Raw genomic sequence first — 21,942 nt, 5'->3', positions numbered from 1 at the left:
TCTACTGCTCTTCTCCGAGGATGGCGCTCACTCTGAAGCGCGAGCCGTCGTGGTCGGGGGCGCCGGACAGCGCCTGCTCGGCCGTGAGCGTCTCGCCCACGACATCGGGGCGGAAGACGTTCTCGAGCGGGATGGGGTGGCTCGTCGCGGGGACGTCGTCGGTGGCGACCTCGGCCACCTTCGCGACGTTGTCGACGATCTGCCCGAGCTCTCGGGTCATCGTGTCGATCTCGTCGGCGGTGAGGGCGATTCGGGCGAGACCGGCGAGGTGCTCGACCTGCTCGCGCGTGATGTCAGACATGGTGCTCCGTCACAGGGATCGTGTGGGGGTACTGCGCTTGGGGGTCGCCGTCGATTCTACGGGGAGGCTCCGACCGAGGAGGCGCGGTGCGAGTCGACCCGCGCCTCCTGCGCCTTCTCAGTCGCGGGCGTAGAGATCCTGCGGGCGCACGAGCGTGATGTCGGGGAGCACCGGGCCTCCGGTGCCCGGGGTGCGTTCGTCGGAGTCGACGAGGTCGCCGCGACCGAGTCCGATCAGGGCGATGCTGCGGAGCGACTCGGTGCCGGGGCGCAGGTAGTCGTTGTGCCCGAGCGCCGCGGCGAGGGCCTCTCCGGTCACGCCGTCGAGGCCTCCCCCGGTGTGCAGCATCACCGCGCCGAAGCCCGGCGACCCGGGGTCGGCGCCGAAGACGCCGCTGCCGGCCACCGGGTCGAAGCTGCCCGCCGCCGCGTAGACGTCGCTGCCGTGCACGGCGAGCTGGGTCGACGTCTCGACGACGCTCCCGGGCGAGCCGAGCAGCACGAGCGAGTCGACGATGGTCCGCCCGGACGACAGCGCGAGGGTCGCGGTCGTCGAACCGTACGAGTGCGCGACCACGGTGACCCTCGCGGGGTGCGCCGAGCGTGCGGCGTCGAGCCCGGCGAGCGAGTCCACCAGGTGCCCGGCGCCGACCCGGGCGAGGTCGAGCGAGTACACGTTGGTCAGATCGGGCGTGCGGTAGCCCATCCACGCGACGACGGCGGTCGAGGGGGCGTCGGCGGCCGCCCGTCCGGATGGCAGGCCCGCCCAGCTCGACTGCTCGTCGTAGAGCCCACCGGCCGTGATCGACCAGTCGACGACCTGACCGGTCACCCCGTAGAGCATCCCCGGCACCAGGATGCTGACGTCGTCGGCCGCGTCGAGATCCCCGATCGACACGGCGACCCGACCCGGCATGACGGTGTCGAGCAGGACGAGCTGCCGGTCGGCCGCTCCGCTGGTGCGATCGGCGAGGGCCTCGCCGACGGCGGCGAGCATCGCGGCGCGGGCGACGTCGTCAGGGCCGGCCTCGCCGCTCGCGAGACGGTCGTCCACGGCCGCCACGGCCTCGCTCAGGAAGACCCGGTTCGCTCCGTCGCGCACGCCGTAGGGCACCCCCTCGAGGTTGCCCACGAGACCGGGTGCCAGCGCGATGAGCTCGTTCCGTCGCGACGGGTCGAGGGCTCCCCACCAGTCGCCGACGACGTCGGCTTCGACGTCGGCGGTCACCGCGGCCGACAGTGCGCTGACGTCGTCTCCCGCGGAGTCCAGGTGCGAAGCGAACGACCGCACGGACTCCGAGGAGGCGCGGGTCAGCTCACCGAGGCAACCCGCCCCGTCGACGCCCTCGGTCGTCTCTCCACCGCACGCCAGGGCGACCGCGTCGGCGGACTCCCCCGCCTCGGGTCCCGCCCAGGCCGGAACCCGTGCTGGCACGGTCGCACTCGCGGAGACGAGAGCGGTCTCGACCTCGGCGTGAGCCGTCGACACGGCCTCGGACGGCACGACCGATGTCGCCGGTGCATCGATCGCTCCGAGGAGGTGGATCGATGCGGAAAGGATTGCTGTAGCGAGGAACAGCACGTCGGGTCTTCCCCCTCGAGGCACACCTGTACCCCGAACCCCCTACAGCCCGAAGACGATGTGCGCTCATATCGTAGGGGGAGCCGATGACGCCCCACCAGATGCGCTACGCCTCGATGTCGGTATCGTCCCCCGTTTCGGGCTCGGCCAGCCCCGTCGGGCCCTCCTTAAGGAGGACATGGAACTGCGCTGCGTCGATGATGCGGACGCCGAGGGCCTCCGCCTTCGTCAGCTTCGAACCGGCCCCGGGCCCGGCGGCGACGAAGTCGGTCTTCTTGCTGACGCTGTTGCCCGCCTTGCCGCCGGCGGCGAGGATGGCCTCCTGGGCTCCCTCTCGACTGAACCCCTCGAGACTCCCGGTGGCGACGACCGTCAGCCCGGAGAGCACCCCGCCGGCCGTCTCGGCAGCCCCCGGCCCCGGATGCCCGGGCGTGGCGAACTGCACACCAGCGGCGGCCCACCGGTCGATGATCTCGACGTGCCAGTCGACGGAGAACCAGTCGATCAGGGCGTCGGCGATGATGCCGCCGACGCCGTCGACGGCCGCCAGCTCGTCGCGGTCGGCGGATCGGATGGCGTCGAGCGAGCCGAAGTGGTTCGCGAGAGCTCGTGCGGCCACCGGACCGACGTGGCGGATGCTGAGACCCACGAGGATGCGCCAGAGCGGGCTCGTCTTCGCCTTGTCGAGGTTGCCGAGCATCTCGAGGGCGCTCTTGGACGGGACGGACGTCTCGTCGCCCGAGAACCCGTCGGCGTCGGGGTCGAACGGGCCGTCCCGCTTCGTCCGCCGACGCCGGAACGGCGTCACCAGCTTGGGAGCCCCGTCGGCCTCGAGCTTCTGCATGCCGGTCTCGGAATCGCGGACGACGACCCTCACCGGGAAGATGTCGGCCATCGTGAGGTCGAACAGCCCCGCCTCGGTGCGGAGCGGCGGCTCGGCGGGCTCCACGGGCTGGGTCAGCGCCGCGGCGGCGACCTCGCCGAGCCCCTCGACGTCGAGCGACCCCCGCGACGCGATGTGCTCGACCCGACCGCGCACCTGCGCGGGGCAGCTCTGGGCATTGGGGCAGCGGAGGTCGATGTCGCCCTCTTTGGCGGGTCGGAGCGGTGTGCCGCACTCGGGGCAGTCGGTCGGCATGACGAACTCGCGCTCCGTGCCGTCCCGAAGCTCGATGACCGGCCCCAGCACCTCGGGGATGACGTCGCCGGCCTTGCGCAGCACGACGGTGTCGCCGATCAGCACGCCCTTGGCCTTGACGACCTGCTGGTTGTGCAGTGTCGCCTGCCGCACCTCGCTGCCGGCCACCTCGACCTTCTCCATGACGGCGAACGGCGTCGCCCGACCGGTGCGCCCCACGCTGACGACGATGTCGAGCAGAGTCGTGTTGACCTCTTCGGGCGGGTACTTGAACGCGGTGGCCCACCGTGGCGCACGACTCGTCGAGCCCAGCTCTTCGTGCAGCGCCAGGTCGTCGACCTTGATCACGATGCCGTCGATCTGGTGCTCGACCGACGCGCGCCTCACTCCGTAGTCGTGGATGAACGCCTGCACGTCGGCGACCGTGTCGAACACCCGATGGTGCGTCGAGATGGGCAGACCCCAGCCACCCAGCAGCTCGTAGACCTCCGACTGCGAACGCACCTCGGTGGCGCGTTCGAGGTCGCCGACCGGCCACGCGCCGATGCCGTGCACCAGCATCCGCAGGCGACGGAGGCGGGCGTGCATCAGCTCGCGCTTCTCGGGGCTCTTGCCCTCCTCCTTCTGACGGAGCGACCCGGCGGCCGCGTTGCGGGGATTGGCAAAGACCCGCTCGCCTGCCTCGCGCTGCTGCGCGTTCAACTCGTCGAACTGGCTGACGGGGAAGAAGATCTCGCCGCGCACCTCGACCAGGGGCGGGTGACCCGTGCCCGACAGGCGCTCGGGGATCGAGCCCATCACGAGCACGTTGCCCGTGACGTCCTCGCCGACGACGCCGTCGCCGCGGGTGGCGGCGGTGACGAGCACGCCGTTCTCGTAGCGGAGGTTGATGGCGAGACCGTCGATCTTCAGCTCGGTCAGGAACCGGACGCGCTCGGACCCCGAGTCGCGCTGCACCTTCGCGGCCCACTCGGCCAGCTCGTCGTCGCTGAAGACGTTGTCGAGGCTGAGCATGCGCTCGGCGTGCTCGACCGGGGCGAACTGCGTGGTCTCGGCCCGGCCGCCGACGGTCTGCGTGGGGCTGTCGTCTTTCTGGAGCTCGGGGTGCGCCCGCTCGATCGCGTCGAGCCTCCGCACCAGGGCGTCGTACTCGGAGTCCGACACCGTCGAGGCGTTCGACTCGTAGTACTGGTCGCGGAGATCGAGGATCCGTGCGGTGAGGCCCTCGGCCTCGTCACGTGCCTCGGCGAGGTCGGCGGGAACGGCGTCGCTGTCGCTCATGGCCCGGTGCTCAGGCGACGACGGCCGGGACCGGCACGGCGCTGACCGTGCGGTCGATGGTGCACTGGCCGAGCACCCGGGTGCCGACGTAGACGACGGCGGTCTGCCCGGGGGCGACTCCGTTGAGGGGTTCGCGAGGTGTGATCACGAGTTCAGTCTTACCCTCGACCACCGACACCCGCGCGACTGCGGGCACGGGGTCGGCGTGCGCGCGGATCTGCACATCGCAGTCGAACGCGGTGGTCGGGTCGACCGGCGGCAGACCGGCCCAGGTGAACGAGCCGCCTGCGATCTCCGCGATGTCGAGGGCCTCCTTCGGCCCGACCACGACGGTGTTGTCGACCGGACGCACCTCGAGCACGAACCGGGGCTTGCCGTCGTCCGCCGGGAACCCGATGTTGAGCCCCTTGCGCTGACCGACGGTGAAGGCGTGCGCGCCCTCGTGGCTGCCGATGACGGTACCGCTGCGGTCGAGGATCTCGCCCGTCTCGGCCCCGACCCGGTCGGCCAGCCAGCCGCGGGTGTCGCCGTCGGGGATGAAGCAGATGTCGTGGCTGTCGGGCTTCGTGGCGACGCTGAAGCCGCGCTCGGCGGCCTCGGCGCGCACCTCGGCCTTCGACGGCGTCGCCCCGAGCGGGAACATCGAGTGCGCCAGCTGCTCGGTCGTCAGCACCCCGAGCACGTACGACTGGTCTTTGGCCCACGCGGAGGCGCGGTGCAGCTCGCGATTGCCCTGGTCGTCGGTGAGGATGGTCGCGTAGTGCCCCGTGCAGACCGCGTCGAAGCCGAGGGCGAGCGCCTTCTCGAGCAGGGCGGCGAACTTGATGCGCTCGTTGCAGCGCATGCAGGGGTTCGGGGTGCGGCCCGCCGTGTACTCGGCGACGAAGTCGTCGACGACGTCGAGCTTGAACCGCTCGCTGAAGTCCCAGACGTAGTAGGGGATGCCGATCTTGTTGGCCGCCCGCTGCGCGTCCATGCTGTCTTCGATGGTGCAGCAGCCGCGGCTGCCCGTCCGCAGGGTGCCCGGCATCCGACTGAGCGCCAGGTGGACCCCCACGACGTCGTGACCGGCCTCGACGGCCCTCGCTGCGGCGACCGCCGAGTCGACGCCGCCACTCATCGCTGCAAGAACCTTCATCCGACAAGTGTACGCAGCGGACGGGCCCCCGCCGGGGCGGAGCTAGTCTGGCCGACGACATGACCGACTCCGCACCCGACTTCAGCATGCGGTCGGTGGCTCTGGCCGCCTTCCTCCCCGCGGCCCTGTTCGCGATCGGCGAGGGCGCCATCATCCCGATCATCCCCGTCGTCGCGAGCGGACTCGGCGCCTCCCTGCCGTTCGCCGCGTTCGTCGCCGCGCTCATCCTCGTGGGCGAGCTGATCGGCGACATCCCGAGCGGCTGGCTGGTCTCGCGGGTCGGCGAGCGCAGCAGCATGATCGGCGCCTCCCTGGTCAGCATCGGCGGGCTGGTGACCTGCCTCCTCGCCCCGAACGAGGTCGTCCTGGCGATCGGCGTGCTGGTGATCGGTCTGGCGACCGCGGTGTTCGCCCTGGCTCGGCACGCGTTCATGACGAGCTTCGTGCCCGTCGCCATCCGCGCCCGCGCCCTGTCGAGCCTCGGCGGCGTCTTCCGGCTGGGCTACTTCGTGGGGCCGTTCCTCTCGGCGGGGGTGATCGAGCTCACCGGCAGCGTGCAGTCCGCGTTCGTGGTGCACATCGTCGGCTGCCTCGGGGCGGCCGTGTCGCTGCTCGTCCTGCGCGATCCGGCGGCCGCGTTCGGCGAGCGCCCCGCCGCGCGTCGGGCCTCCGACGAGCCCGATCTCGTCGCCCTCGAGCGCCAGGGGCTCTTCGCGACGCTCTGGCGACACCGCGGGGTGCTGGTCAAGCTCGGCAGCGGTGCCGCTCTGATCGGGGCCATGCGCTCCGGCAGGCAGGTCATGCTCCCCCTGTGGGCCGTCAGCATCGGACTCGGGGCGTCCGAGACGGCGATCATCATCGGCGTCGCGGGCGCGGCGGACTTCGCGCTCTTCTACACGAGCGGTCAGATCATGGACCGTTTCGGCCGCCTCTGGAGCGCCGTGCCCTGCATGGTGGGCCTGGGGGTCTCCTACCTGGCCCTCTCGCTGACCCACGACCTCGACGCCCGGGTGGGGTGGTTCGTCGCCGTCGCGGTCTTCATGTCGCTCGCCAACGGGGTGGGCAGCGGCATCCTCATGACCCTGGGTGCCGATCTCGCCGACGAGCGCGACCCCGCGCCGTTCCTCGGCGCCTGGCGCTTCACGGGCGACGCGGGCAGCGCCGGTGCGCCCCTGCTGATCTCGGCCGTGACGGCCCTCGTCTCGATCTCGGTGGCCAGCGGCGTGATGGGCGTGCTCGGGCTGATCGGCGCGGCGATCCTGGTGCGCTACGTGCCCCGGTACTCGCCGCACGTGCCCCGGTCGCAGCGGTAGCGCCTCCTGCCCGTCCGGTGCCGGCAGGCGATCGCGTTCCCGTCGAGCGGCTCGCTACACTGACCCTGCCGCGGGAGTGGTGGAATTGGCAGACACGCAGGATTTAGGTTCCTGTGCTTTCGAGCGTGAGGGTTCAAGTCCCTTCTCCCGCACTCGACCCGACCGGAGAACAACCCGATGCTGCCCCTCGTCTCCATCCCCTGGCTCGACCCCGAGTACCTCCTCTCGGCGTTCGGCCCGTGGGCCGTGCTCGGCGTCTGCGTCCTGGTCTTCGCCGAGACCGGACTGCTCATCGGGTTCCTGTTCCCGGGCGACACCCTGCTGATCATCACGGGCATCCTGGCGGCCACGAACCCGGGCGCCCTCGGCATGCCGATCTGGCTGATCGCCGTCTTCATCAGCATCGCCGCCTTCGCGGGGGGCGAGCTCGGCTATCTGATCGGACACAAGGTCGGGCCCCGCATCTTCGAGCGGAAGGAGAGCGGTCTCTTCAGCGTCGCGAACGTGAACCGCACCAACGCCTTCTTCGAACGGTTCGGCCCGATGGCCGTCATCATCGCGAGGTTCGTGCCGGTCGTCCGCACCTTCGCGCCCATCATGGCGGGCGTCGGCCACATGAGCTACCGCCGCTACTCGCTCTTCAACGCGATCGGGGCGGTCGTCTGGGGAATGGGCATCACCCTGCTGGGCTTCGGCATCGGGCACATCCCCCCGATCGCGGACTTCGTCAGCTCGTACATCGATCTGATCCTGCTCGGCGCGGTGCTGGCCACCGTCGTCCCGATCGCGATCCACTACCTCCACGGCGTGCACCAGGCCAAGAAGACCGGGCCGACCGGCGGATCCGACGACGTCGACCTGTCCGGCGCGTCCGAGGTCTCGGGCACGCCTCACCAGGGCTGACGCCGAGGAGGCGCGGGTCGACTCAGTCCGCCAGCGCCGCCACGTAGGGCGCGATCGCCCGGAACGCCCGCGCACGGTGACTGACCGCGTTCTTCTCGTCGGTCGTGAGCTCCGCTGCGCTCCGGGTCTCGCCGTCGGGGCGGAAGACCGGATCGTAGCCGTGTCCGTTCGAGCCGACCCGCGCCTCCAGCAGGGTCCCCCGCCACTCCCCCGACTCGACGTGCTCGGACGCCTCCTCGCCGGGTACGACGAGCGCGGCCGCGCACGAGAACCAGACGGAGCGGTCGTCGTGGGCCGAGACCTCGCGGAGCAGCTTGTCGATGTTGTCGTCGGCGTCTCGGGTGCCGGCGTAGCGCGCCGAGTGGATGCCCGGCGCGCCGTCGAGGGCGGCGGCCGAGATGCCGCTGTCGTCGGCGAGCGCGGGGAGCCCGGTGTGCTCGGCGGCCGCCCGCGCCTTGATCAGCGCGTTGGCCACGAAGCTGTCGCCGTCTTCGACGGGCTCCGGTCCGTCGTAGGCGACCAGTTCGACGCCCGGCGCCGTCTCGGCCAGCAGCAGTCGGAGCTCGGCCACCTTGCCCTGGTTGTGCGTGGCGATGACGACCTTCGTCACTTGCCGAGCACCTCGAGCTGGATGCGCGTGAGATCGGCGGCGCCCGCGACGGCGAGGTCGAGCAGCTCGCCCAGCTCGCGACGGTCGAAGGGCGCGCCCTCGGCCGTGCCCTGCACCTCGACGAAGAGACCGCTGCCCGTGACCACGACGTTCATGTCGGTCTCGGCGCGGACGTCCTCGACGTAGGCGAGATCGAGCATCGGCTCGCCGTCGATGATGCCGACGGACACGGCCGAGACGCTGTCGGTCAGGGGCGAGGCCTTCTGCGCGATGAACTTCTTCTCGCGACCCCATTCGATGGCCTGCGCGAGGGCCACGTAGGCGCCCGTGATCGCCGCGGTGCGGGTGCCACCGTCGGCCTGCAGCACGTCGCAGTCGAGCACGATCGTGTTCTCGCCGAGAGCCTTCGTGTCGACGACCGCACGCAGGCTGCGACCGATCAGACGGGAGATCTCGTGGGTGCGACCGCCGATCTTGCCCTTGACGCTCTCGCGGTCGTTGCGCGAGTTGGTGGCCCGCGGCAGCATCGAGTACTCGGCGGTCACCCAGCCCTTGCCCTTGCCCGTGAGCCACCGGGGGACGCCGTTCGTGAACGACGCGGTGCAGAGCACCTTCGTGTCACCGAACGAGACCAGCGCACTGCCCTCGGCCTGCGAGCTCCAGCCCTTCTCGATGGTGACGGTGCGGAGGTCGTCGACCCGTCGACCGTCGGCGCGGACGGTCGTGCTGGCGCTGGCGCTGGTGCTGGTGGTCGTGTCGTCGCTCATGCTGTTCTCCTCGGGCCGGTGCTCGGCCCCTGCTCGGTCGTGCGGGAAGGTCGTGGGGGGAGGTCGATCGCGCCGGTCTCGAGATGGCCGACCCGGGAAATCTCGGGCCCCAGGAAGCGCTTGGCCAGACGGAGGAACGACCCCTGGTCGTCGCCGGTCGCCTCGAACTCGTAGCGGGGCACGCTGCCCGCCGGGGCCTCGAGGTCATGGTCGACGAGGGTGCGGTAGACGTCGGCGGCCGTCTCGTCGGCGCTCGAGACCAGATGGACGTCAGGCCCCATCACGTACTGGATGGCCGCGGACATCAGGGGGTAGTGGGTGCAGCCGAGCACGAGGGTGTCGACCCGGGCGTCGCGGAGCGGGGCGAGGTACTGCTCGGCGACGGCCCGCAGCTCGGCGCTCGACGTGTCGCCCGCCTCGACGAACTCGACGAACCGGGGGCACGCCCGGGTGAAGAGCTCGAGGTCGGCCGCCGCCGCGAAGGCGTCCTCGTAAGCGCGCGAGTTGATGGTCCCCTCGGTGCCGATCACGCCGATGCGTCTCGCCCTGGTCTGCTTGACCGCCGACCGGACGGCGGGCTGGATGACCTCGACGACCGGGATGCCCCGGCCGATCGTGTAGCGCTCGCGAGCGTCTCGGAGGACGGCTGCCGACGCGGTGTTGCACGCGATGACCAGCAGCTTGACGCCCTGCTCGACGAGGTCGTCCATGACGGCGAGGGCGTACTCGCGCACCGTCGCGATCGGCTTCGGCCCGTAGGGCGAGTGGACGGTGTCGCCGACGTAGAGGATGGACTCGCGGGGCAGCTGGTCGATGATGGCCCGGGACACCGTCAGCCCCCCGACCCCGCTGTCGAAGACTCCGATGGGTGCGTCCGTCACGGTCGCCCAGCCTACCCGGCTCGTGCGGTCCGCCCGGCTCGCGCGGCCTAGGCTGAGTCCGTGACCAGTGCACTGCTGACCGACCGGTACGAGCTGACGATGGTCGAGGCCGCGCTCCGCGCCGGCACCGCCCACCGCGACAGCGTCTTCGAGGTGTTCGCCCGTCGCCTCCCCGAGGGGCGCCGCTACGGCGTCGTGGCCGGGACGGGCAGGTTCCTCGACGAGCTGACCCGCTTCCGATTCGGCGACGCCGAGCTGTCCTGGCTCCGCGACGAGCGCATCGTCGACGGCGCCACGATCGACTGGCTCGCCGACTACCGGTTCTCGGGCGACGTGCACGGCTACGCCGAGGGCGAGGTCTATCTGCCCGGCTCGCCGATCCTGGTGGTCGAATCGACCTTCGCCGAGGGGGTCCTGCTCGAGACGCTCGCGCTCAGCGTCTTCAACTACGACTCGGCGGTGGCCGGCGCCGCAGCGCGGATGGTGGCCGCAGCCGACGGTCGCCCCCTCGCCGAGATGGGCTCGCGACGCACCGGCGAGCGGAGCGCCGTGGCCGCCGCCCGAGCCGCCTACATCGCGGGCTTCGACGCCACGAGCAACCTCGAGGCCGGTCGCACCTGGGGCGTCCCCACCATGGGGACGGCCGCGCACGCCTTCACCCTGCTGCACGACAGCGAGGAGGAGGCCTTCCGAGCGCAGGTCGCCACCCTCGGCTCGGGCACGACTCTGCTCGTCGACACCTACGACATCGAGAAGGCGGTCCGCACGGCCGTCGAGGTCGCGGGCACGGGCCTCGGCGCCGTGCGCATCGACAGCGGCGACCTGCCCTCGCTCGTGGCGCAGGTGCGTCGTCAGCTCGACGGCCTCGGGGCCACCGGCACCCGCATCACGGTCACCAACGACCTCGACGAGTACACGATCGCCGCCCTGCGCGCCGCGCCCGTCGACAGCTACGGAGTCGGCACGTCGGTGGTCTCCGGGTCCGGGCATCCGGCCGCGGGGATGGTCTACAAGCTCGTCGCCCGCCGGGGCGGCGACGGCGCGTGGCTCTCCGTCGCGAAGAAGTCGGCGGACAAGGCGAGCGTCGGCGGCCGGAAGGCTCCCGTGCGGGTGCTGTCCGGCGGCGTCGCCACCACCGAGCTCGTCCGCGTGGGCGACCACGAGACCGCCGACGGTGAACGCGCCCTGCTCGTCCCGCTGGTCACGGGCGGCGTCGTCGACGAGCGCTTCATGGGGCACGCCGGTGTCCAGCGAGCACGCGAGCACAGGCGCACCGCGGTCGCCGAGCTGCCTGCCGGCGCATTCCGCCTCGGTCGCGGCGAACCCGTCATCCCGACCGTCTACGCCTGATCGGGCGAGGGGTGCCCGGGCGCCACGATCAGGTGGTGCGCGGTTCTACTCTTTCGTCATCTTCTCGTAGATGTCGCGGCACGTCGGGCAGACCGGGAACTTCTCCGGGTCGCGACCCGGGGTCCACTTCTTGCCGCAGAGCGCCTTGACGGGCTTGCCGCTCAAGGCGGACTCCATGATCTTGTCCTTCTTGACGTAGTGCGAGAAGCGCTCGTGATCGCCCGGGTCGATGTTCTCCTCGTTGAGGAGCTTCTCGAGCTCGCGATCGAGGACATCGAGGCCACCGCCGGTTTCCGTGTTGCTCATGCCGACCATGGTACGACGCCGGGCCGTACCCGCGTCGAGGGGCTGTCCCTCGGATCGCGCCGTCAGCTGCGGAGAGCGGAGGCCAGCAGCTCGGGCGCGCGCCTCGTGAACACGCGGGAGCCGACGACGACCCCGACGATCAGCACGACCAGACCCACCGCGATACCGGACACCATCGACCACGGACCCGCCGACGTGTCGCCGCCGAAGAGGTCGAGGGCCGCGAAGCAGAGCGCGGGGACGGCCGAGACGAGCGCCCCGCCGATCATCAGCGTCTGGGCGAGCACCGACGACGAGCCGCTCGACTGGGGCTGCTGGAACGGATCGTCGTGCGGACGCACGGTCGCGTAGGGCATGGCCGCCGACATGACGCTGGAGAGGCCGAGTCCGCTGAGCAGCAGGGCGGACCCGATCCCGATCTCCGACCAGAGGGCGCGCCAGTCGCCGAAGGCCCAGACCGCGACGGCGGAGCCGATGACGACGAGAGGGATGCCGATGAGGAGGGGCGGCGCGAGTCGACCGATCCGGTCGGACGACCCCTTCGTGTCGGCGGCCACGTGCAGCCACAGCGCCGTGCTGTCGTAGGCGACGTCGTTGTGCGGCAGGAACCCGACGATCAGGCACATCAGCGGCACCGGGACGAGCGCCAGCCAGTTCCAGCTCACGCCCGCGATGCCCAGCGGGATCACGAGCAGAGGGATGATCGGGATGACGACGAGGGACATCCGGTAACGCGCGTCGCGCATCCAGTACGTCAGGCTCCGGGCGGCCACCGCGCCGATCGGCGTGGCCGGCACGAACTCGAACCATCCGAGACCGCTCGTGTCGTCGTCGAGCTCGGGTTCGGGCCGATCGACGAACGCTCGGGCGACGAGCGCGCGCCAGGCCCACCAGAGCCCCACCAGCGAGGCCGCCGCGATGAGCGCATCGAGCACGACCCGTGCCGTGTCGCCCTCGGCGGCGTGCCCGGGCAGCGCGAGGGCCGCTCCGAACGGCGTCCAGGCGAGGATCCCGGCCAGCACGCCGGTGGGCGCGGAGCCCGTCCAGGAGGCGCGGACCAGATCGACGATCAACGGCACGACGAGCAGAGCCACGAGGACTCCCCCGCCCAGGAGGAACTGCCGCGACCGGCGCGAGGTGAGCACGACGGTGTTGAGAGTGGACGAGACCAGCGATAGCAGGAAGGCCGTCGCACCCGCGGCGACGGCGGCCACCACGGCGACGGACGCCGACGCCCCGGTGCCCTCCCAGGCACGGACGTACCCGGGCGACAGCACGACGAGCGCGAAGGCGGGGAGCCCGATGAGGGCACCGAGTGCCAGCCCTGCGGCGGCGGCCGGCTCAGGCGTGCCGACGAGCGCGAGCCGGCGCGGATCCGCCCAGGGCGGGCGCACCCGTGCGAACGGCACCACGAAGTAACCCAGCAGGAGCAGCGAGCCCCCACCGACGACGAGGGCCCGGACGTCGTCGAGCGACGAACCGCGGAGCCCGCCGGCCAGAGCCGAGAGCGCGGAGGACGAGAGGAGGACGACGAGGACCGAGACGACGGCGGCGAGCAGCGCACGCGGACCGAAGCGCACCGTGTTGGCGATCGTCTGGAGCCTCAGTCGGAGAAGCTCTGCAACCATTCCATGCCCTCCGTGACGGCCCGACCGCCTGCCAGTTCGACGAACGTCTGCTCGAGTGAGCGCCCGGCACGGACCTCGTCGACCGTCCCGCTGGCCAGCACGTGACCGTCGACGATGACGGCGACGCTGTCGCAGATGCGCTCGACGAGATCCATGCTGTGGCTCGACAGGACGACGGTGCCCCCGCCCGCCACGTAGCGCTGCAGCACGTCGGTCACGGTCTGCGCCGACACCGGGTCGACCGACTCGAAGGGCTCGTCCAGGACGAGCACCCGCGGCGAATGGATGATGGCGGCCGCGATGGCGAGCTTCTTCGTCATGCCGACCGAGTAGTCGCTGACGAGCCGTCCGAGTGCGTCCTGCAGGCCGAAGGCCGTTGCGAGGTCCGATGTGCGCTTGCGCGCCGTCGATCCGTCGAGCCCCCGCAGAGTCGCCGAGTAGTAGAGGAGCTGAGCCCCCGTCAGACGGTCGAAGAGTCGGAGCCTGTCGGGCAGCACGCCGAGGGCGCGCTTCGCTGCGGCCGGATCGGACCAGACGTCGCTGCCGAGCACGCTGACGCTGCCCTCGTCGGGGCGCAGCAGACCGGTGACGATCGACAGGGTCGTGGTCTTGCCGGCACCGTTCGGGCCGACGATGCCGTAGAACGAGCCCGCTCTCACCTCGAGATCGATGCCGTCGACGGCGGTCGTGGCGCCGTAGCGCTTCACGAGACCCGAGATGGACAGGACGACCGGCGCCTCGACGGCCTCCGAGGAGGCGCGGGTCGCCTCGTCGACGACGGGAGCCTCCTGCGCATCGGTCCCGTCGACGGCGACGACCTTCTCGACGTCGGACTCGGACCCGGTCGCCTCGTCTCGGGTGCCGACGACGGGCTCGGGCCCGGTCGCCTCGTCTCGAGTGCCGACGACTGCGTCGGCGTCAGCCCGCACCGCGGTCGTCTCGTCGCCTTCGGAGGACTCCACGGTCTCGTCGGACTCGACGGCCTCCACGGTGTCCGTGGCCTCCACGGTGTCCGTGGCCTCGTCGGTGTCGGTGTCCTGGTCGGTGTCGGTGGCCTTGTCGGCCTCCAGGGTCTCGTCCGTCTCGGCGACGAGCTCAGCCTCATCACCGGCGACGTCGTCGTCCGCGACGGTGGTCGCGTCCTCCTGCGCCTGAACGGCTGCAGCCTCGCGTGCGGCGAGCTCCTCGGCGGCCGCGCGGGCGGCCGCCTCGGCGGCCCGTGCGCGGGCGTTCGCGGCCCGGGTCGCGGCCGCCTTCTTCGCGGCGGCGGAGCGATCGGCCGCAGAGCGTGGCGTCGCGGGGCGACGCGGAGCACGACCACCTGATCGGACGGTCGGCGTCGGCGCCACCGCTTCGTCGCCCCCGCGGCCGGTCTCGATGCCGTCGCCGTCCATGTCGTCCCCCTGAATCGCAGTCCCCGTCGTGGTGTCCGTCCGGCCGTCGTCCGAGTCGCCCGAACGGGGCGAGTCGTCGGCGCGCTCGTCGCCCTGTTCGTCGTCCGTCGTCACAGCCATCGGTCAACCGTACCAACGCGCGTGGACCGGCACGGCCTACCGGGGCGCATCACGAATGGGAAACGAAGAGGGTGCGGACACTACCGCCAGAAGCGCCCCCCGCGATAGACTCCCCAGGCACAACGACGTGTCCAGATCGAGACCCCGCGGTGAACACCGCTCGAACACGAGACGGACCCGAGCCAGAGACGGCCGGGATCCTCCGCCGGGTCACCCAGAGAGTCGGCTCGCCCGACCTCGCCCCTGTGAGGAGACAAGACGTGAGCAGAACCGACTCGACAGCACCCCAGCAGGTCGTCATCCTGGCCGCCGGCCTCGGAAGCCGCCTCGGCCGTTCGCTGCCCAAGGCGCTCACGGAACTCAACGACGGCCGCACCATCATGCGTCAGCAGTTCGACAACATCCACGAGGCCTTCGGCCCCGAAGCACGGATCACCGTCGTCGTCGGCTACAAGTTCGAGCACATCGTCGAGGCGTTCCCCTCGGCCGCGTTCGTCTACAACGAGCAGTACGACCAGACCAACACGTCCAAGAGCCTGCTGCGCGCCCTCCGGGCCAGCGCCTCCGGCGGTGTCCTCTGGATGAACGGCGACGTCGTCTTCGACCCCGAGGCGCTCCGCCGCGCCGCACGCCAGGTCCGCGCCGATCAGTCGTTCGTCACCGTCAACACCTCGAAGGTCTCCGACGAGGAGGTCAAGTACACGACCGACGCCGAGGGCTTCATCGCCCAGCTCTCCAAGCAGGTCGTCGGCGGTCTCGGCGAGGCAGTCGGGATCAACTACGTCTCCCGCGCCGACAAGGCCGTCCTGATGCGTCAGCTGAACAAGGTCGACAACCAGGACTACTTCGAGCGTGGCATCGAACTGGCGATCGAGCAGGACGGGCTACTCTTTGAGCCCGTGGACATCTCCGACCTCTACGCCGTCGAGGTCGACTTCGCCGAAGACCTGGAGCGCGCGAACCTCTTCGTCTGATCGACGCAGGTCTGAGGTCGGTGTCCTGATCGACGAAGGACACCCGTGAGCCAAGCCATGATCGAACGTCCGCCGCGCAGCGCCTTCACGCGGTACCGGCAGACGTTGTGGCTCTTGACCACCCGCGACCTCCGTGTCCGCTACTCCACCTCGGCTCTCGGTTACATCTGGTCGATCCTCGATCCGCTGGTCATGGCCGGCATCTACTTCTTCGTCTTCACGGTCGTCTTCGAGCGCGACGTCGGAGAAGACCCCTACATCGTCTTCCTGCTCAGCGGACTCCTGGCCTGGATGTGGTTCAACGGAGCGGTCTCCGACAGCACGAGGGCGTTCATCCGCGAGTCCAAGCTCGTCCGATCGACCAAGATCCCTCGCACCATCTGGGTGAACAGGCTCGTCGCCTCCAAGGGCATCGAGTTCCTCCTGAGCCTGCCGGTCCTCGCGCTGTTCGCCATCGTGGCCAAGGCCGAGCTGCACTGGCAGGTGGTCTACTTCCCCCTGGCCATCGTGATGCAGGCGATCCTGGTCACCGGTGTCGGCCTCATCGTCGCCCCGCTCGTGGTCTTCTTCCGCGATCTCGAGAGGGCCACGAAACTCGCACTCCGGTTCCTCTTCTACGCCTCGCCGATCATCTACGGGACTCAGAACCTCCCCGAGAGCCTCCACCTCCTCGCGGCCTTCAACCCGCTGAGCGGCATATTCGGCTTGTACCGCGCGGCGTTCTTCCCCGACCAGCTGGACCTGCTCGAGGTGCTCGTCGGGGCCGGCATGAGCATCCTCATCCTCGGCATCGGCCTGGTCGTCTTCCGGGCGAGCGAGCGCGCAGTCCTGAAGGAGATCTGACATGCCCGCCCCCAGCGCGACTCGACAGCCCGGCGATCCCGTCATCCGCGTCGAGGGAGTCGGAATACGATTCCGGCGCAACCGCCGCGGTCGTCGCTCCTTCAAGGACCTGTTCGCCGACAGCAGCCGCCGCTCCCGTCCCGGCGAGTTCTGGGCTCTGAGAGACGTCTCCTTCGACGTGCACGCCGGCGAGGCCATCGGTGTCGTGGGCCGGAACGGCCAAGGCAAGTCGACCCTCCTGAAGCTGGTCGCCGAAGTCATCCTGCCCGACACGGGGACGGTCGCGGTCGAGGGCGGGGTCGCACCCCTGATCGAGATCACCGGAGGCTTCGTCGCCGACCTGACGGTGCGCGACAACGTCTACCTGACGGCCGGGCTGCACGGCATGACACGTGCGGAGATCGACGCGCGGTTCGACGAGATCATCGACTTCGCCGAGATCGCCGCCTTCGTCGACACGCCCTACAAGCACCTGTCGAGCGGCATGAAGGTACGCATCGCCTTCGCGGTCATCTCCCGACTCGAGGAGCCCGTCATCCTCGTCGACGAGGTGCTCGCCGTCGGAGACAAGGCCTTCCGCGAGAAGTGCTACCGCCGCATCGAGGAGATGCTGGCCGCCGGGCGGACGCTCTTCCTCGTCTCGCACAACGAGCGCGACCTCACGCGGTTCTGCACCCGCGGGCTGTATCTCGACAAGGGCGCACTGGTCTTCGACGGCCCACTCGCCGAAGCACTGTCCCGCTACAACTCGGATCATCCTCCCCGGCCCGCGGCGTAAGGTCGAGCGATGCGCCCGAAGCACGATCCCTCGTCCCCCGTGACCCCCGTCGTCCCCGTCGTCCCCGCCCAGGGGACGGAGGTCGAGTCGGGTCGTGACGAATCCGGCGAGGTGTTCGCCGAGTCGCCGTGGCTCCAGCGCCTCGATCGTCTCCTGGCCATCCAGCGACCCGTCGTCGTACGGCACGTCCGGACACTGCGTCGTCGTCACAAGAAGGCGACCCCCGAGAAGCTCATCCGGATCCTCGAGCGCGAGTACCTGACCGCCGTCACGACCGGTGGCGCCGCGGTGGGCGCGAGCGCCGTCATCCCGGGTGTCGGTTGGGGCGTCTCGTTGGCGTTGTCGGGTGTCGAGACCGCGGGGTTCCTCGAAGCCAGCGCCCTCTTCGCCCAGTCGGTCACCGAGGTGCACGGCATCGCCATCACCGATCCCGACCGAGCCCGTGCCCTCGTCATGGCGATGATGATGGGGGCTCCCGGGGCGAGCCTGGTCCGTCAGTTCGCCGGCGAGGCCCTCGGGACGGCGCCGGCGCGATCCGCCTTCTGGGGCGAGCTCGTCACGCAGAAGCTGCCCAAGGCCGCCATCAGCGGTCTCACCGACTCGGTCCGCAAGTCGTTCGTCCGTCGGTTCGCCGCATCGCAGACCGCCACGGTGATCGGGCGGGCCGTCCCGTTCGGCATCGGCGCCGTGGTGGGCGGCACGGGCAACCACCTCCTCGGACGGAAGGTCGTGATGAGCGCGCGCGACGCCTTCGGCCCCGCACCGCAGTTCTTCGCAGCAGACCTCGACGCCTGAGACCCCCGGGGCCGTCCGCTCCCGTCATCTCGCCGCTGGCCCATCGCGACCCTCCACAGGAGGACGCCGTCCACAGGCTGGAGGGGCTGACGTCGGTCGCGCTCCTTACCGTGGGGCCATGACCAGTACAGCCACCGCCTACGCAGTCCCCTTCCACGTCGATCGGTCGAAGGCCCCCAGGGTCCATCGTCTGGTCAATGTGGCGGACGAGCCCGTCCTCGGCATCAGGGTCACCCTCCTCGGGTGCGGGTTGCTCGTCCCCGTCGCCACGAACAGGCTCGACCCCGGCGACGCCCTGTCGGTCAGCGTCATCGCCTCCGAGCTCACGCAGAACTCCATCGCGGTGGTCCGCTGGTTCCGGCCGACGCGAGAGGAGTTCCTCTGGCGGTTCAGCTTCTGATCGCCGACCCCGGGTTCAGCTCGTCCGCCGCGCGGTGCGCTCCTTCACGTAGTCGGCAGCCGTGAAGGTCTCGAGCACGGGCGGGAGGTGCTCCGCGGTCATCCCGGTGACCAGCACCGAAGGGTCGACACCGACCACGACGGCCAGTCTCACGATCGTGTGGAGCACGGGGTTGCCGATCCCGCGCTCGATCTTGCCGTAGTTCGAGACGTTCATTCCCGCCAGGTGCGCCAACTCGTCCTGAGTGAGCCCCAGCCTCTGGCGTTCCTCCCGGACTCGGTCTCCGAAGATGCGGGCGGCGGTCGACGTCGGCTCAGGCATACCTCATGGATACGCGATGCAGCGATCTCTATCCAGATGCTGAATACATCACGCATTCATCCACAGGCGCCTGGTGCCTGGCGACTCGTTCCCGTGATCAGGAGTCGATGTCGCCGTCAGAGTCGTCCTGCGCGGGGCGGACGGAGTCGGCGTCGACGGGATGCGTCGCCGCGTACTCGTCCCGCAGCGCGACGAGGCGGGCGACCGCGGCCTCGAATCGCTGCGTCGCCATGCCGGGCGTCGTGTCACCGAAGTGATGCGTGACCCAGTGGTCCAGCCTGCCCCGCGCCTCCGGATCCGCCTGCACGCGATCGACGAGCTCGGCGACATCGCCGGCACCGGCCGCCGTGAGCCATTCCGCATCGCCGAGATACCCTCGCTCGTCGACGTCCGCCTCGGGCGACACGGGGCGCGTCACGACGAGGGGCTTGCCGGTCGCCAGCCGGTCGTACACCATGGCCGAGATGTCGGTGATGGCGACGTCGGCCACGACGAGCTGCCAGCCGAGCTCGGACCCCGAATCGTAGACGTGCTGCGCCGATGGATCGGCGAGGTTCGCGGCGGCGATCGCCTTCACGATGGTCTCGTGCGCCCGCCGGTAGTCGCGGTCGACCACTCCGCTCCGAGGGTGCGGTCGGTAGACGATCCGATGACGGCCGGTCGAGATCAGCGCCGACACGAGGGCCACGCCGTGCGATGCGATCGAGCCGTAAGCGGCCGACGACCGATCGCCCTCCCAGGTCGGGGCGTACAGCACGACGGTCTTGCCGTCGGCCTCGAACGGCACGACACCGGCCACGTGGTCGGCCTGGGGGCGGCCGATCGGCACGGCGCGCTTCTCGAGGTCGTAGTCCCAGAGTTTGGCGGAGAGCCGGTCGAGTGCGGCGTCGCCGGCGACGAAGGCGTAGTCGTAGGCCTTGAACTGGTTCGTCGTCATGTACATCTTGTCGCTCTCGCCGTGATTCACGAAGACGTGCCACATGCGGCCGTAGCGCATCATCTGGAAGTTCTTCGCGTTCTGGTTCACGTAGAGCGTGAGCGCGAGGGGCTGGGAGGCGACGAACGTCTCGAGGTCGGCGACCTGACGGGCGTAGACCACGGGCACCGGCGACTCGGCGAGCAGCTCGACCGTGGCACCGGGAGACCGCGCCACGATGGCGACGGGATAGCGCTCGTTCAGACGCGCCAGGGGGCCGTACCACTGGCGGATCTGGTACATGTTCACGGACGTGTCGGCGAAGTAGACGGCCACCCGCACCGTGCCGTCGAGCGGGGCCCGCCCTGCTGCGTCGGTCCGGTCGAGTGCTCGGCGGCTGCGACGGGACTTCGCGAGTCGACCGACGAGACTCCAGGCGAGCGTGAGGTCACGGGTCAATGCCACAGGGTCGATCTCCGTTCGAGGGGCGACGGCGGAACGCCTCCGCCATCGTTCCAGGCTAGATGACCGGCGGTCGACCAGCCCTCGTCATGCGCCCGACCGTTACCCAACCGATGGACCGACGGCCGCCGGGGCGGCTGCGCCATCCCTCGGCCCAGCCGGCGAACCACGGCCTCAGCTTCGACGGCGTCCGTCCCCAGCGCAGCAGCTGGACGGCCGTCCACGACGCCACGTAGACGGGGACGAGGGGCCACGGCAGGTTGCGCTTGGCGAGCCAGACCCGGTTGCGGGCGTTCAGACGGTAGTACTCGCCATGACGGGTCGGGTCGATGGCGGGGTGATGGGCAACGAGACCACCCTCGTAGTGCGCTCGGCGCCCCTGGGCCCAGACCCTCCAGGCGAGCTCGATGCCCTCGTGCGCGTAGAAGTAGGGCTCTCCCCATCCGTCGCAGGCGTCGAAGACGTCGCGGGGCAGGAGCGTCGCGCCCTCCCAGACCGAGAAGACGTCGCCCGAGGTGCGGGGATCGCCCTTCCGCAGTCGCGGGATCCACCGGCGGGGGTTGGCCGCCCCCTGGGCGTCCATCACCCGGGGCTGCAGCAGGCCGATGCCCCGATCACTTTCGAGGATCGCGACCGCGTCGGCCAGGAAGCGGGTCGACGGCAACGACGCGTCGTCGTCGAGGAAGAACACGTACTCGCCGGTCACGACATCGGCGCCGCGGTTCCGACCCGCGGGGATGCCCACGTTGTCGCCCAGCTCGAGGGTGCGCACGCCCGACGGGACATCGCCGGGGCCGCTCCCGTTGCCGACGCAGACGATGTCGAGCTCGACGCCCTCCTGAGCGAGCAGACTCGCCAGACCCGCCTCGAGCTCGGCCGGGCGCCTCCCCTGCGTGAGGCTGACGACCCCGATGCGCGGCAGCCCGGACCCGGTCAGGAGCGCACCCGCTTCGACGCCATGATCGCGACGAAGTGCCCGACGAGGGCGAGCAGAGCCAGCGGCACGAGCACCGAGAGGAGCACACGGTCGGCGATCGGCTGGCCGACGACCAATCCGACGAGTGACACCGCGAAGGCGAGGATGGTCAGCTCGACGGAGTGGTACAGACGATGGAACGGCAGGAAGCGGGCGGCGCCGCGCAGGCGCGAGAGGAGGCGGCTGCTGGGCGCGCTCACCCCACCCCGTTTGTCTTCGAGTCGGGTCAGGCCGGCGTGGGCCCGTGCGACGTGCACCATGTCGTTCAGCGCCTTGTTCAGCACGATGACGAGGGCCAGAGCGAAGCCGAGCGTGGTCCACAGGTAGTCGCCGGGAGCGTCGAAGGGGTACCCGGCCGCGCGGATGCCGAGGGCGACGGGGATGAGGGCCTCGGTGGAGTAATGGCCCACCTTGTCGAGGAACACACCCGCGGGCGAGCTGGTCCGCCGCCAGCGGGCGACCTCGCCGTCGCTGCAGTCGATCAGCATCTGCAGCTGCCCGAGCACGAGCGCCAGAGCGGCGCCCCCGACCCCGGGGACGAGGAGGGCGGCGGCGGTGGCCCACCCGGTGAGGATCATGAGCCCGGTGACGCCGTTCGCCGTGACGCTCGTCTTGAGCAGCATCCAGGTGAGGTACGGCGACAGGTCGCGGAGGTAGAGCGACGCCGTCCAGTGCTCGGCGTTCGCCCTGCTGCGGACCTCGGGCGGCTGGGCGACCCGACGCAGTTCGGCGATCGACGAGGGTCTCGTGGGCGGGGCGGTCATCG

The 21,942-nt window shown here is 70.5% G+C and carries 22 protein-coding genes and 1 tRNA gene; 9 read left to right on the top strand and 14 right to left on the bottom strand.

Translation table 11 applies throughout. From position 1 onward, the window contains the following. Nucleotide 1: 1 nt before the first annotated feature. The 4 genes from gatC to mnmA form a co-directional block, all read right to left on the bottom strand. Complete coding sequence (gatC, locus tag IFT51_RS05075) at nucleotides 2-301, bottom strand: Asp-tRNA(Asn)/Glu-tRNA(Gln) amidotransferase subunit GatC (RefSeq protein ID WP_055794582.1); 300 nt, start codon at nucleotides 299-301, stop codon at nucleotides 2-4. A gap of 117 nt (nucleotides 302-418) precedes the next feature. Continuing rightward, entirely contained in the window at nucleotides 419-1,882 is a 1,464-nt protein-coding gene (locus IFT51_RS05070) for an alpha/beta hydrolase (protein ID WP_192059843.1), read from the bottom strand. 106 nt (nucleotides 1,883-1,988) lie between these two features. After that, entirely contained in the window at nucleotides 1,989-4,301 is a 2,313-nt protein-coding gene (gene ligA / locus IFT51_RS05065) for an NAD-dependent DNA ligase LigA (protein ID WP_192059841.1), read from the bottom strand. 10 nt (nucleotides 4,302-4,311) lie between these two features. Then, nucleotides 4,312-5,439 (bottom strand): tRNA 2-thiouridine(34) synthase MnmA, encoded by a 1,128-nt coding sequence (gene mnmA / locus IFT51_RS05060; protein ID WP_192059839.1) that lies wholly within the window; start codon nucleotides 5,437-5,439, stop codon nucleotides 4,312-4,314. Nucleotides 5,440-5,498: 59 nt separating this feature from the next. On the opposite strand from mnmA, the gene IFT51_RS05055 reads away from it, so the two are divergent. From IFT51_RS05055 to IFT51_RS05045, 3 genes are all read left to right on the top strand, one after another. Continuing rightward, nucleotides 5,499-6,752: an MFS transporter gene (locus tag IFT51_RS05055; RefSeq protein ID WP_192059837.1), complete on the top strand. Its 1,254-nt coding sequence runs from the start codon at nucleotides 5,499-5,501 to the stop codon at nucleotides 6,750-6,752. Nucleotides 6,753-6,822: 70 nt separating this feature from the next. Further along, a tRNA-Leu gene (locus tag IFT51_RS05050) sits at nucleotides 6,823-6,904 on the top strand. Nucleotides 6,905-6,929: 25 nt separating this feature from the next. After that, nucleotides 6,930-7,655: a DedA family protein gene (locus IFT51_RS05045; RefSeq protein ID WP_192059834.1), complete on the top strand. Its 726-nt coding sequence runs from the start codon at nucleotides 6,930-6,932 to the stop codon at nucleotides 7,653-7,655. A gap of 22 nt (nucleotides 7,656-7,677) precedes the next feature. On the opposite strand, the gene rdgB is transcribed toward IFT51_RS05045, so the two are convergent. From rdgB to murI, 3 genes are read right to left on the bottom strand one after another with little or no spacing between them, the layout of a single operon-like run. Further along, nucleotides 7,678-8,265, bottom strand: coding sequence for an RdgB/HAM1 family non-canonical purine NTP pyrophosphatase (rdgB, locus tag IFT51_RS05040; RefSeq protein WP_192059832.1), 588 nt, complete (start codon nucleotides 8,263-8,265; stop codon nucleotides 7,678-7,680). Then, complete coding sequence (gene rph, locus IFT51_RS05035; RefSeq protein WP_192059830.1) at nucleotides 8,262-9,032, bottom strand: ribonuclease PH; 771 nt, start codon at nucleotides 9,030-9,032, stop codon at nucleotides 8,262-8,264. The genes rdgB and rph overlap by 4 nt, the downstream gene beginning before the upstream one ends. After that, entirely contained in the window at nucleotides 9,029-9,913 is an 885-nt protein-coding gene (gene murI, locus IFT51_RS05030; RefSeq protein WP_192059828.1) for a glutamate racemase, read from the bottom strand. Before murI ends, rph begins: the two co-directional genes overlap by 4 nt. 60 nt (nucleotides 9,914-9,973) lie before the next feature. Between murI and IFT51_RS05025 the strand changes: the two genes are divergently transcribed. Continuing rightward, entirely contained in the window at nucleotides 9,974-11,263 is a 1,290-nt protein-coding gene (locus IFT51_RS05025; protein WP_192059826.1) for a nicotinate phosphoribosyltransferase, read from the top strand. Between the two features lie 45 nt (nucleotides 11,264-11,308). Here IFT51_RS05025 and IFT51_RS05020 read toward each other — a convergent pair whose 3' ends face one another. The 3 genes from IFT51_RS05020 to IFT51_RS05010 form a co-directional block, all read right to left on the bottom strand. After that, nucleotides 11,309-11,569 carry a DUF3039 domain-containing protein gene (locus IFT51_RS05020; protein ID WP_192059824.1) on the bottom strand — a complete coding sequence of 87 codons (261 nt, stop codon included), beginning with the start codon at nucleotides 11,567-11,569 and terminating at the stop codon, nucleotides 11,309-11,311. A 62-nt stretch (nucleotides 11,570-11,631) separates the two neighbouring features. Continuing rightward, nucleotides 11,632-13,197, bottom strand: a complete 1,566-nt coding sequence (locus IFT51_RS05015) for an ABC transporter permease (protein ID WP_192059822.1) — start codon at nucleotides 13,195-13,197, stop codon at nucleotides 11,632-11,634. Continuing rightward, nucleotides 13,173-14,711, bottom strand: coding sequence for an ABC transporter ATP-binding protein (locus IFT51_RS05010; RefSeq protein ID WP_244636925.1), 1,539 nt, complete (start codon nucleotides 14,709-14,711; stop codon nucleotides 13,173-13,175). Before IFT51_RS05010 ends, IFT51_RS05015 begins: the two co-directional genes overlap by 25 nt. Nucleotides 14,712-14,971: 260 nt before the next feature. Between IFT51_RS05010 and IFT51_RS05005 the strand changes: the two genes are divergently transcribed. The 5 genes from IFT51_RS05005 to IFT51_RS04985 all read left to right on the top strand — a co-directional run bounded on the left by IFT51_RS05005 (nucleotide 14,972) and on the right by IFT51_RS04985 (nucleotide 18,501). Beyond that, nucleotides 14,972-15,685, top strand: coding sequence for an NTP transferase domain-containing protein (locus tag IFT51_RS05005; RefSeq protein ID WP_192059820.1), 714 nt, complete (start codon nucleotides 14,972-14,974; stop codon nucleotides 15,683-15,685). A 57-nt stretch (nucleotides 15,686-15,742) separates the two neighbouring features. After that, nucleotides 15,743-16,528 carry an ABC transporter permease gene (locus IFT51_RS05000; protein ID WP_192060190.1) on the top strand — a complete coding sequence of 262 codons (786 nt, stop codon included), beginning with the start codon at nucleotides 15,743-15,745 and terminating at the stop codon, nucleotides 16,526-16,528. A gap of 1 nt (nucleotide 16,529) precedes the next feature. Next, nucleotides 16,530-17,306: an ABC transporter ATP-binding protein gene (locus tag IFT51_RS04995; protein WP_192059818.1), complete on the top strand. Its 777-nt coding sequence runs from the start codon at nucleotides 16,530-16,532 to the stop codon at nucleotides 17,304-17,306. Nucleotides 17,307-17,315: 9 nt separating this feature from the next. Beyond that, a complete protein-coding gene (locus tag IFT51_RS04990) occupies nucleotides 17,316-18,101 on the top strand; it encodes a hypothetical protein (RefSeq protein ID WP_192059816.1) in 786 nt (261 codons plus the stop codon). A gap of 118 nt (nucleotides 18,102-18,219) precedes the next feature. Beyond that, nucleotides 18,220-18,501, top strand: coding sequence for a hypothetical protein (locus IFT51_RS04985; RefSeq protein ID WP_192059814.1), 282 nt, complete (start codon nucleotides 18,220-18,222; stop codon nucleotides 18,499-18,501). Between the two features lie 15 nt (nucleotides 18,502-18,516). Here IFT51_RS04985 and IFT51_RS04980 read toward each other — a convergent pair whose 3' ends face one another. The 4 genes from IFT51_RS04980 to IFT51_RS04965 form a co-directional block, all read right to left on the bottom strand. After that, nucleotides 18,517-18,822, bottom strand: a complete 306-nt coding sequence (locus IFT51_RS04980; RefSeq protein ID WP_192059812.1) for a helix-turn-helix domain-containing protein — start codon at nucleotides 18,820-18,822, stop codon at nucleotides 18,517-18,519. Between the two features lie 97 nt (nucleotides 18,823-18,919). Continuing rightward, nucleotides 18,920-20,203 carry a CDP-glycerol glycerophosphotransferase family protein gene (locus tag IFT51_RS04975; RefSeq protein WP_371740684.1) on the bottom strand — a complete coding sequence of 428 codons (1,284 nt, stop codon included), beginning with the start codon at nucleotides 20,201-20,203 and terminating at the stop codon, nucleotides 18,920-18,922. Between the two features lie 55 nt (nucleotides 20,204-20,258). Further along, nucleotides 20,259-21,137, bottom strand: coding sequence for a glycosyltransferase family 2 protein (locus IFT51_RS04970; protein WP_192060188.1), 879 nt, complete (start codon nucleotides 21,135-21,137; stop codon nucleotides 20,259-20,261). Next, the gene (locus IFT51_RS04965) at nucleotides 21,134-21,940 is read right to left on the bottom strand and encodes a CDP-alcohol phosphatidyltransferase family protein (protein ID WP_192059811.1); all 807 of its coding nucleotides are present in this window, start codon (nucleotides 21,938-21,940) and stop codon (nucleotides 21,134-21,136) included. Before IFT51_RS04965 ends, IFT51_RS04970 begins: the two co-directional genes overlap by 4 nt. Between the last annotated feature and the right edge of the window lie 2 nt (nucleotides 21,941-21,942).

Source organism: Frigoribacterium sp. CFBP 13712, assembly GCF_014842255.1.
Classification (GTDB): Bacteria; Actinomycetota; Actinomycetes; order Actinomycetales; family Microbacteriaceae; genus Frigoribacterium.
The sequence above is the reverse complement of the archived record's forward strand: the minus strand, read 5'-3'. Positions and strand labels throughout refer to the sequence as shown.

Coding starts and splice junctions, on each gene's coding strand:
- gatC (WP_055794582.1), bottom strand. CDS start 301: ATGTCTGACATCACGCGCGAGCAGGTCGAGCACCTCGCCGGTCTCGCC.
- ligA (WP_192059841.1), bottom strand. CDS start 4,301: ATGAGCGACAGCGACGCCGTTCCCGCCGACCTCGCCGAGGCACGTGAC.
- mnmA (WP_192059839.1), bottom strand. CDS start 5,439: ATGAAGGTTCTTGCAGCGATGAGTGGCGGCGTCGACTCGGCGGTCGCC.
- IFT51_RS05055 (WP_192059837.1), top strand. CDS start 5,499: ATGACCGACTCCGCACCCGACTTCAGCATGCGGTCGGTGGCTCTGGCC.
- IFT51_RS05045 (WP_192059834.1), top strand. CDS start 6,930: ATGCTGCCCCTCGTCTCCATCCCCTGGCTCGACCCCGAGTACCTCCTC.
- rph (WP_192059830.1), bottom strand. CDS start 9,032: ATGAGCGACGACACGACCACCAGCACCAGCGCCAGCGCCAGCACGACC.
- IFT51_RS05020 (WP_192059824.1), bottom strand. CDS start 11,569: ATGAGCAACACGGAAACCGGCGGTGGCCTCGATGTCCTCGATCGCGAG.
- IFT51_RS05015 (WP_192059822.1), bottom strand. CDS start 13,197: ATGGTTGCAGAGCTTCTCCGACTGAGGCTCCAGACGATCGCCAACACG.
- IFT51_RS05010 (WP_244636925.1), bottom strand. CDS start 14,711: ATGGCTGTGACGACGGACGACGAACAGGGCGACGAGCGCGCCGACGAC.
- IFT51_RS05000 (WP_192060190.1), top strand. CDS start 15,743: ATGATCGAACGTCCGCCGCGCAGCGCCTTCACGCGGTACCGGCAGACG.
- IFT51_RS04995 (WP_192059818.1), top strand. CDS start 16,530: ATGCCCGCCCCCAGCGCGACTCGACAGCCCGGCGATCCCGTCATCCGC.
- IFT51_RS04990 (WP_192059816.1), top strand. CDS start 17,316: ATGCGCCCGAAGCACGATCCCTCGTCCCCCGTGACCCCCGTCGTCCCC.
- IFT51_RS04985 (WP_192059814.1), top strand. CDS start 18,220: ATGACCAGTACAGCCACCGCCTACGCAGTCCCCTTCCACGTCGATCGG.
- IFT51_RS04980 (WP_192059812.1), bottom strand. CDS start 18,822: ATGCCTGAGCCGACGTCGACCGCCGCCCGCATCTTCGGAGACCGAGTC.
- IFT51_RS04965 (WP_192059811.1), bottom strand. CDS start 21,940: ATGACCGCCCCGCCCACGAGACCCTCGTCGATCGCCGAACTGCGTCGG.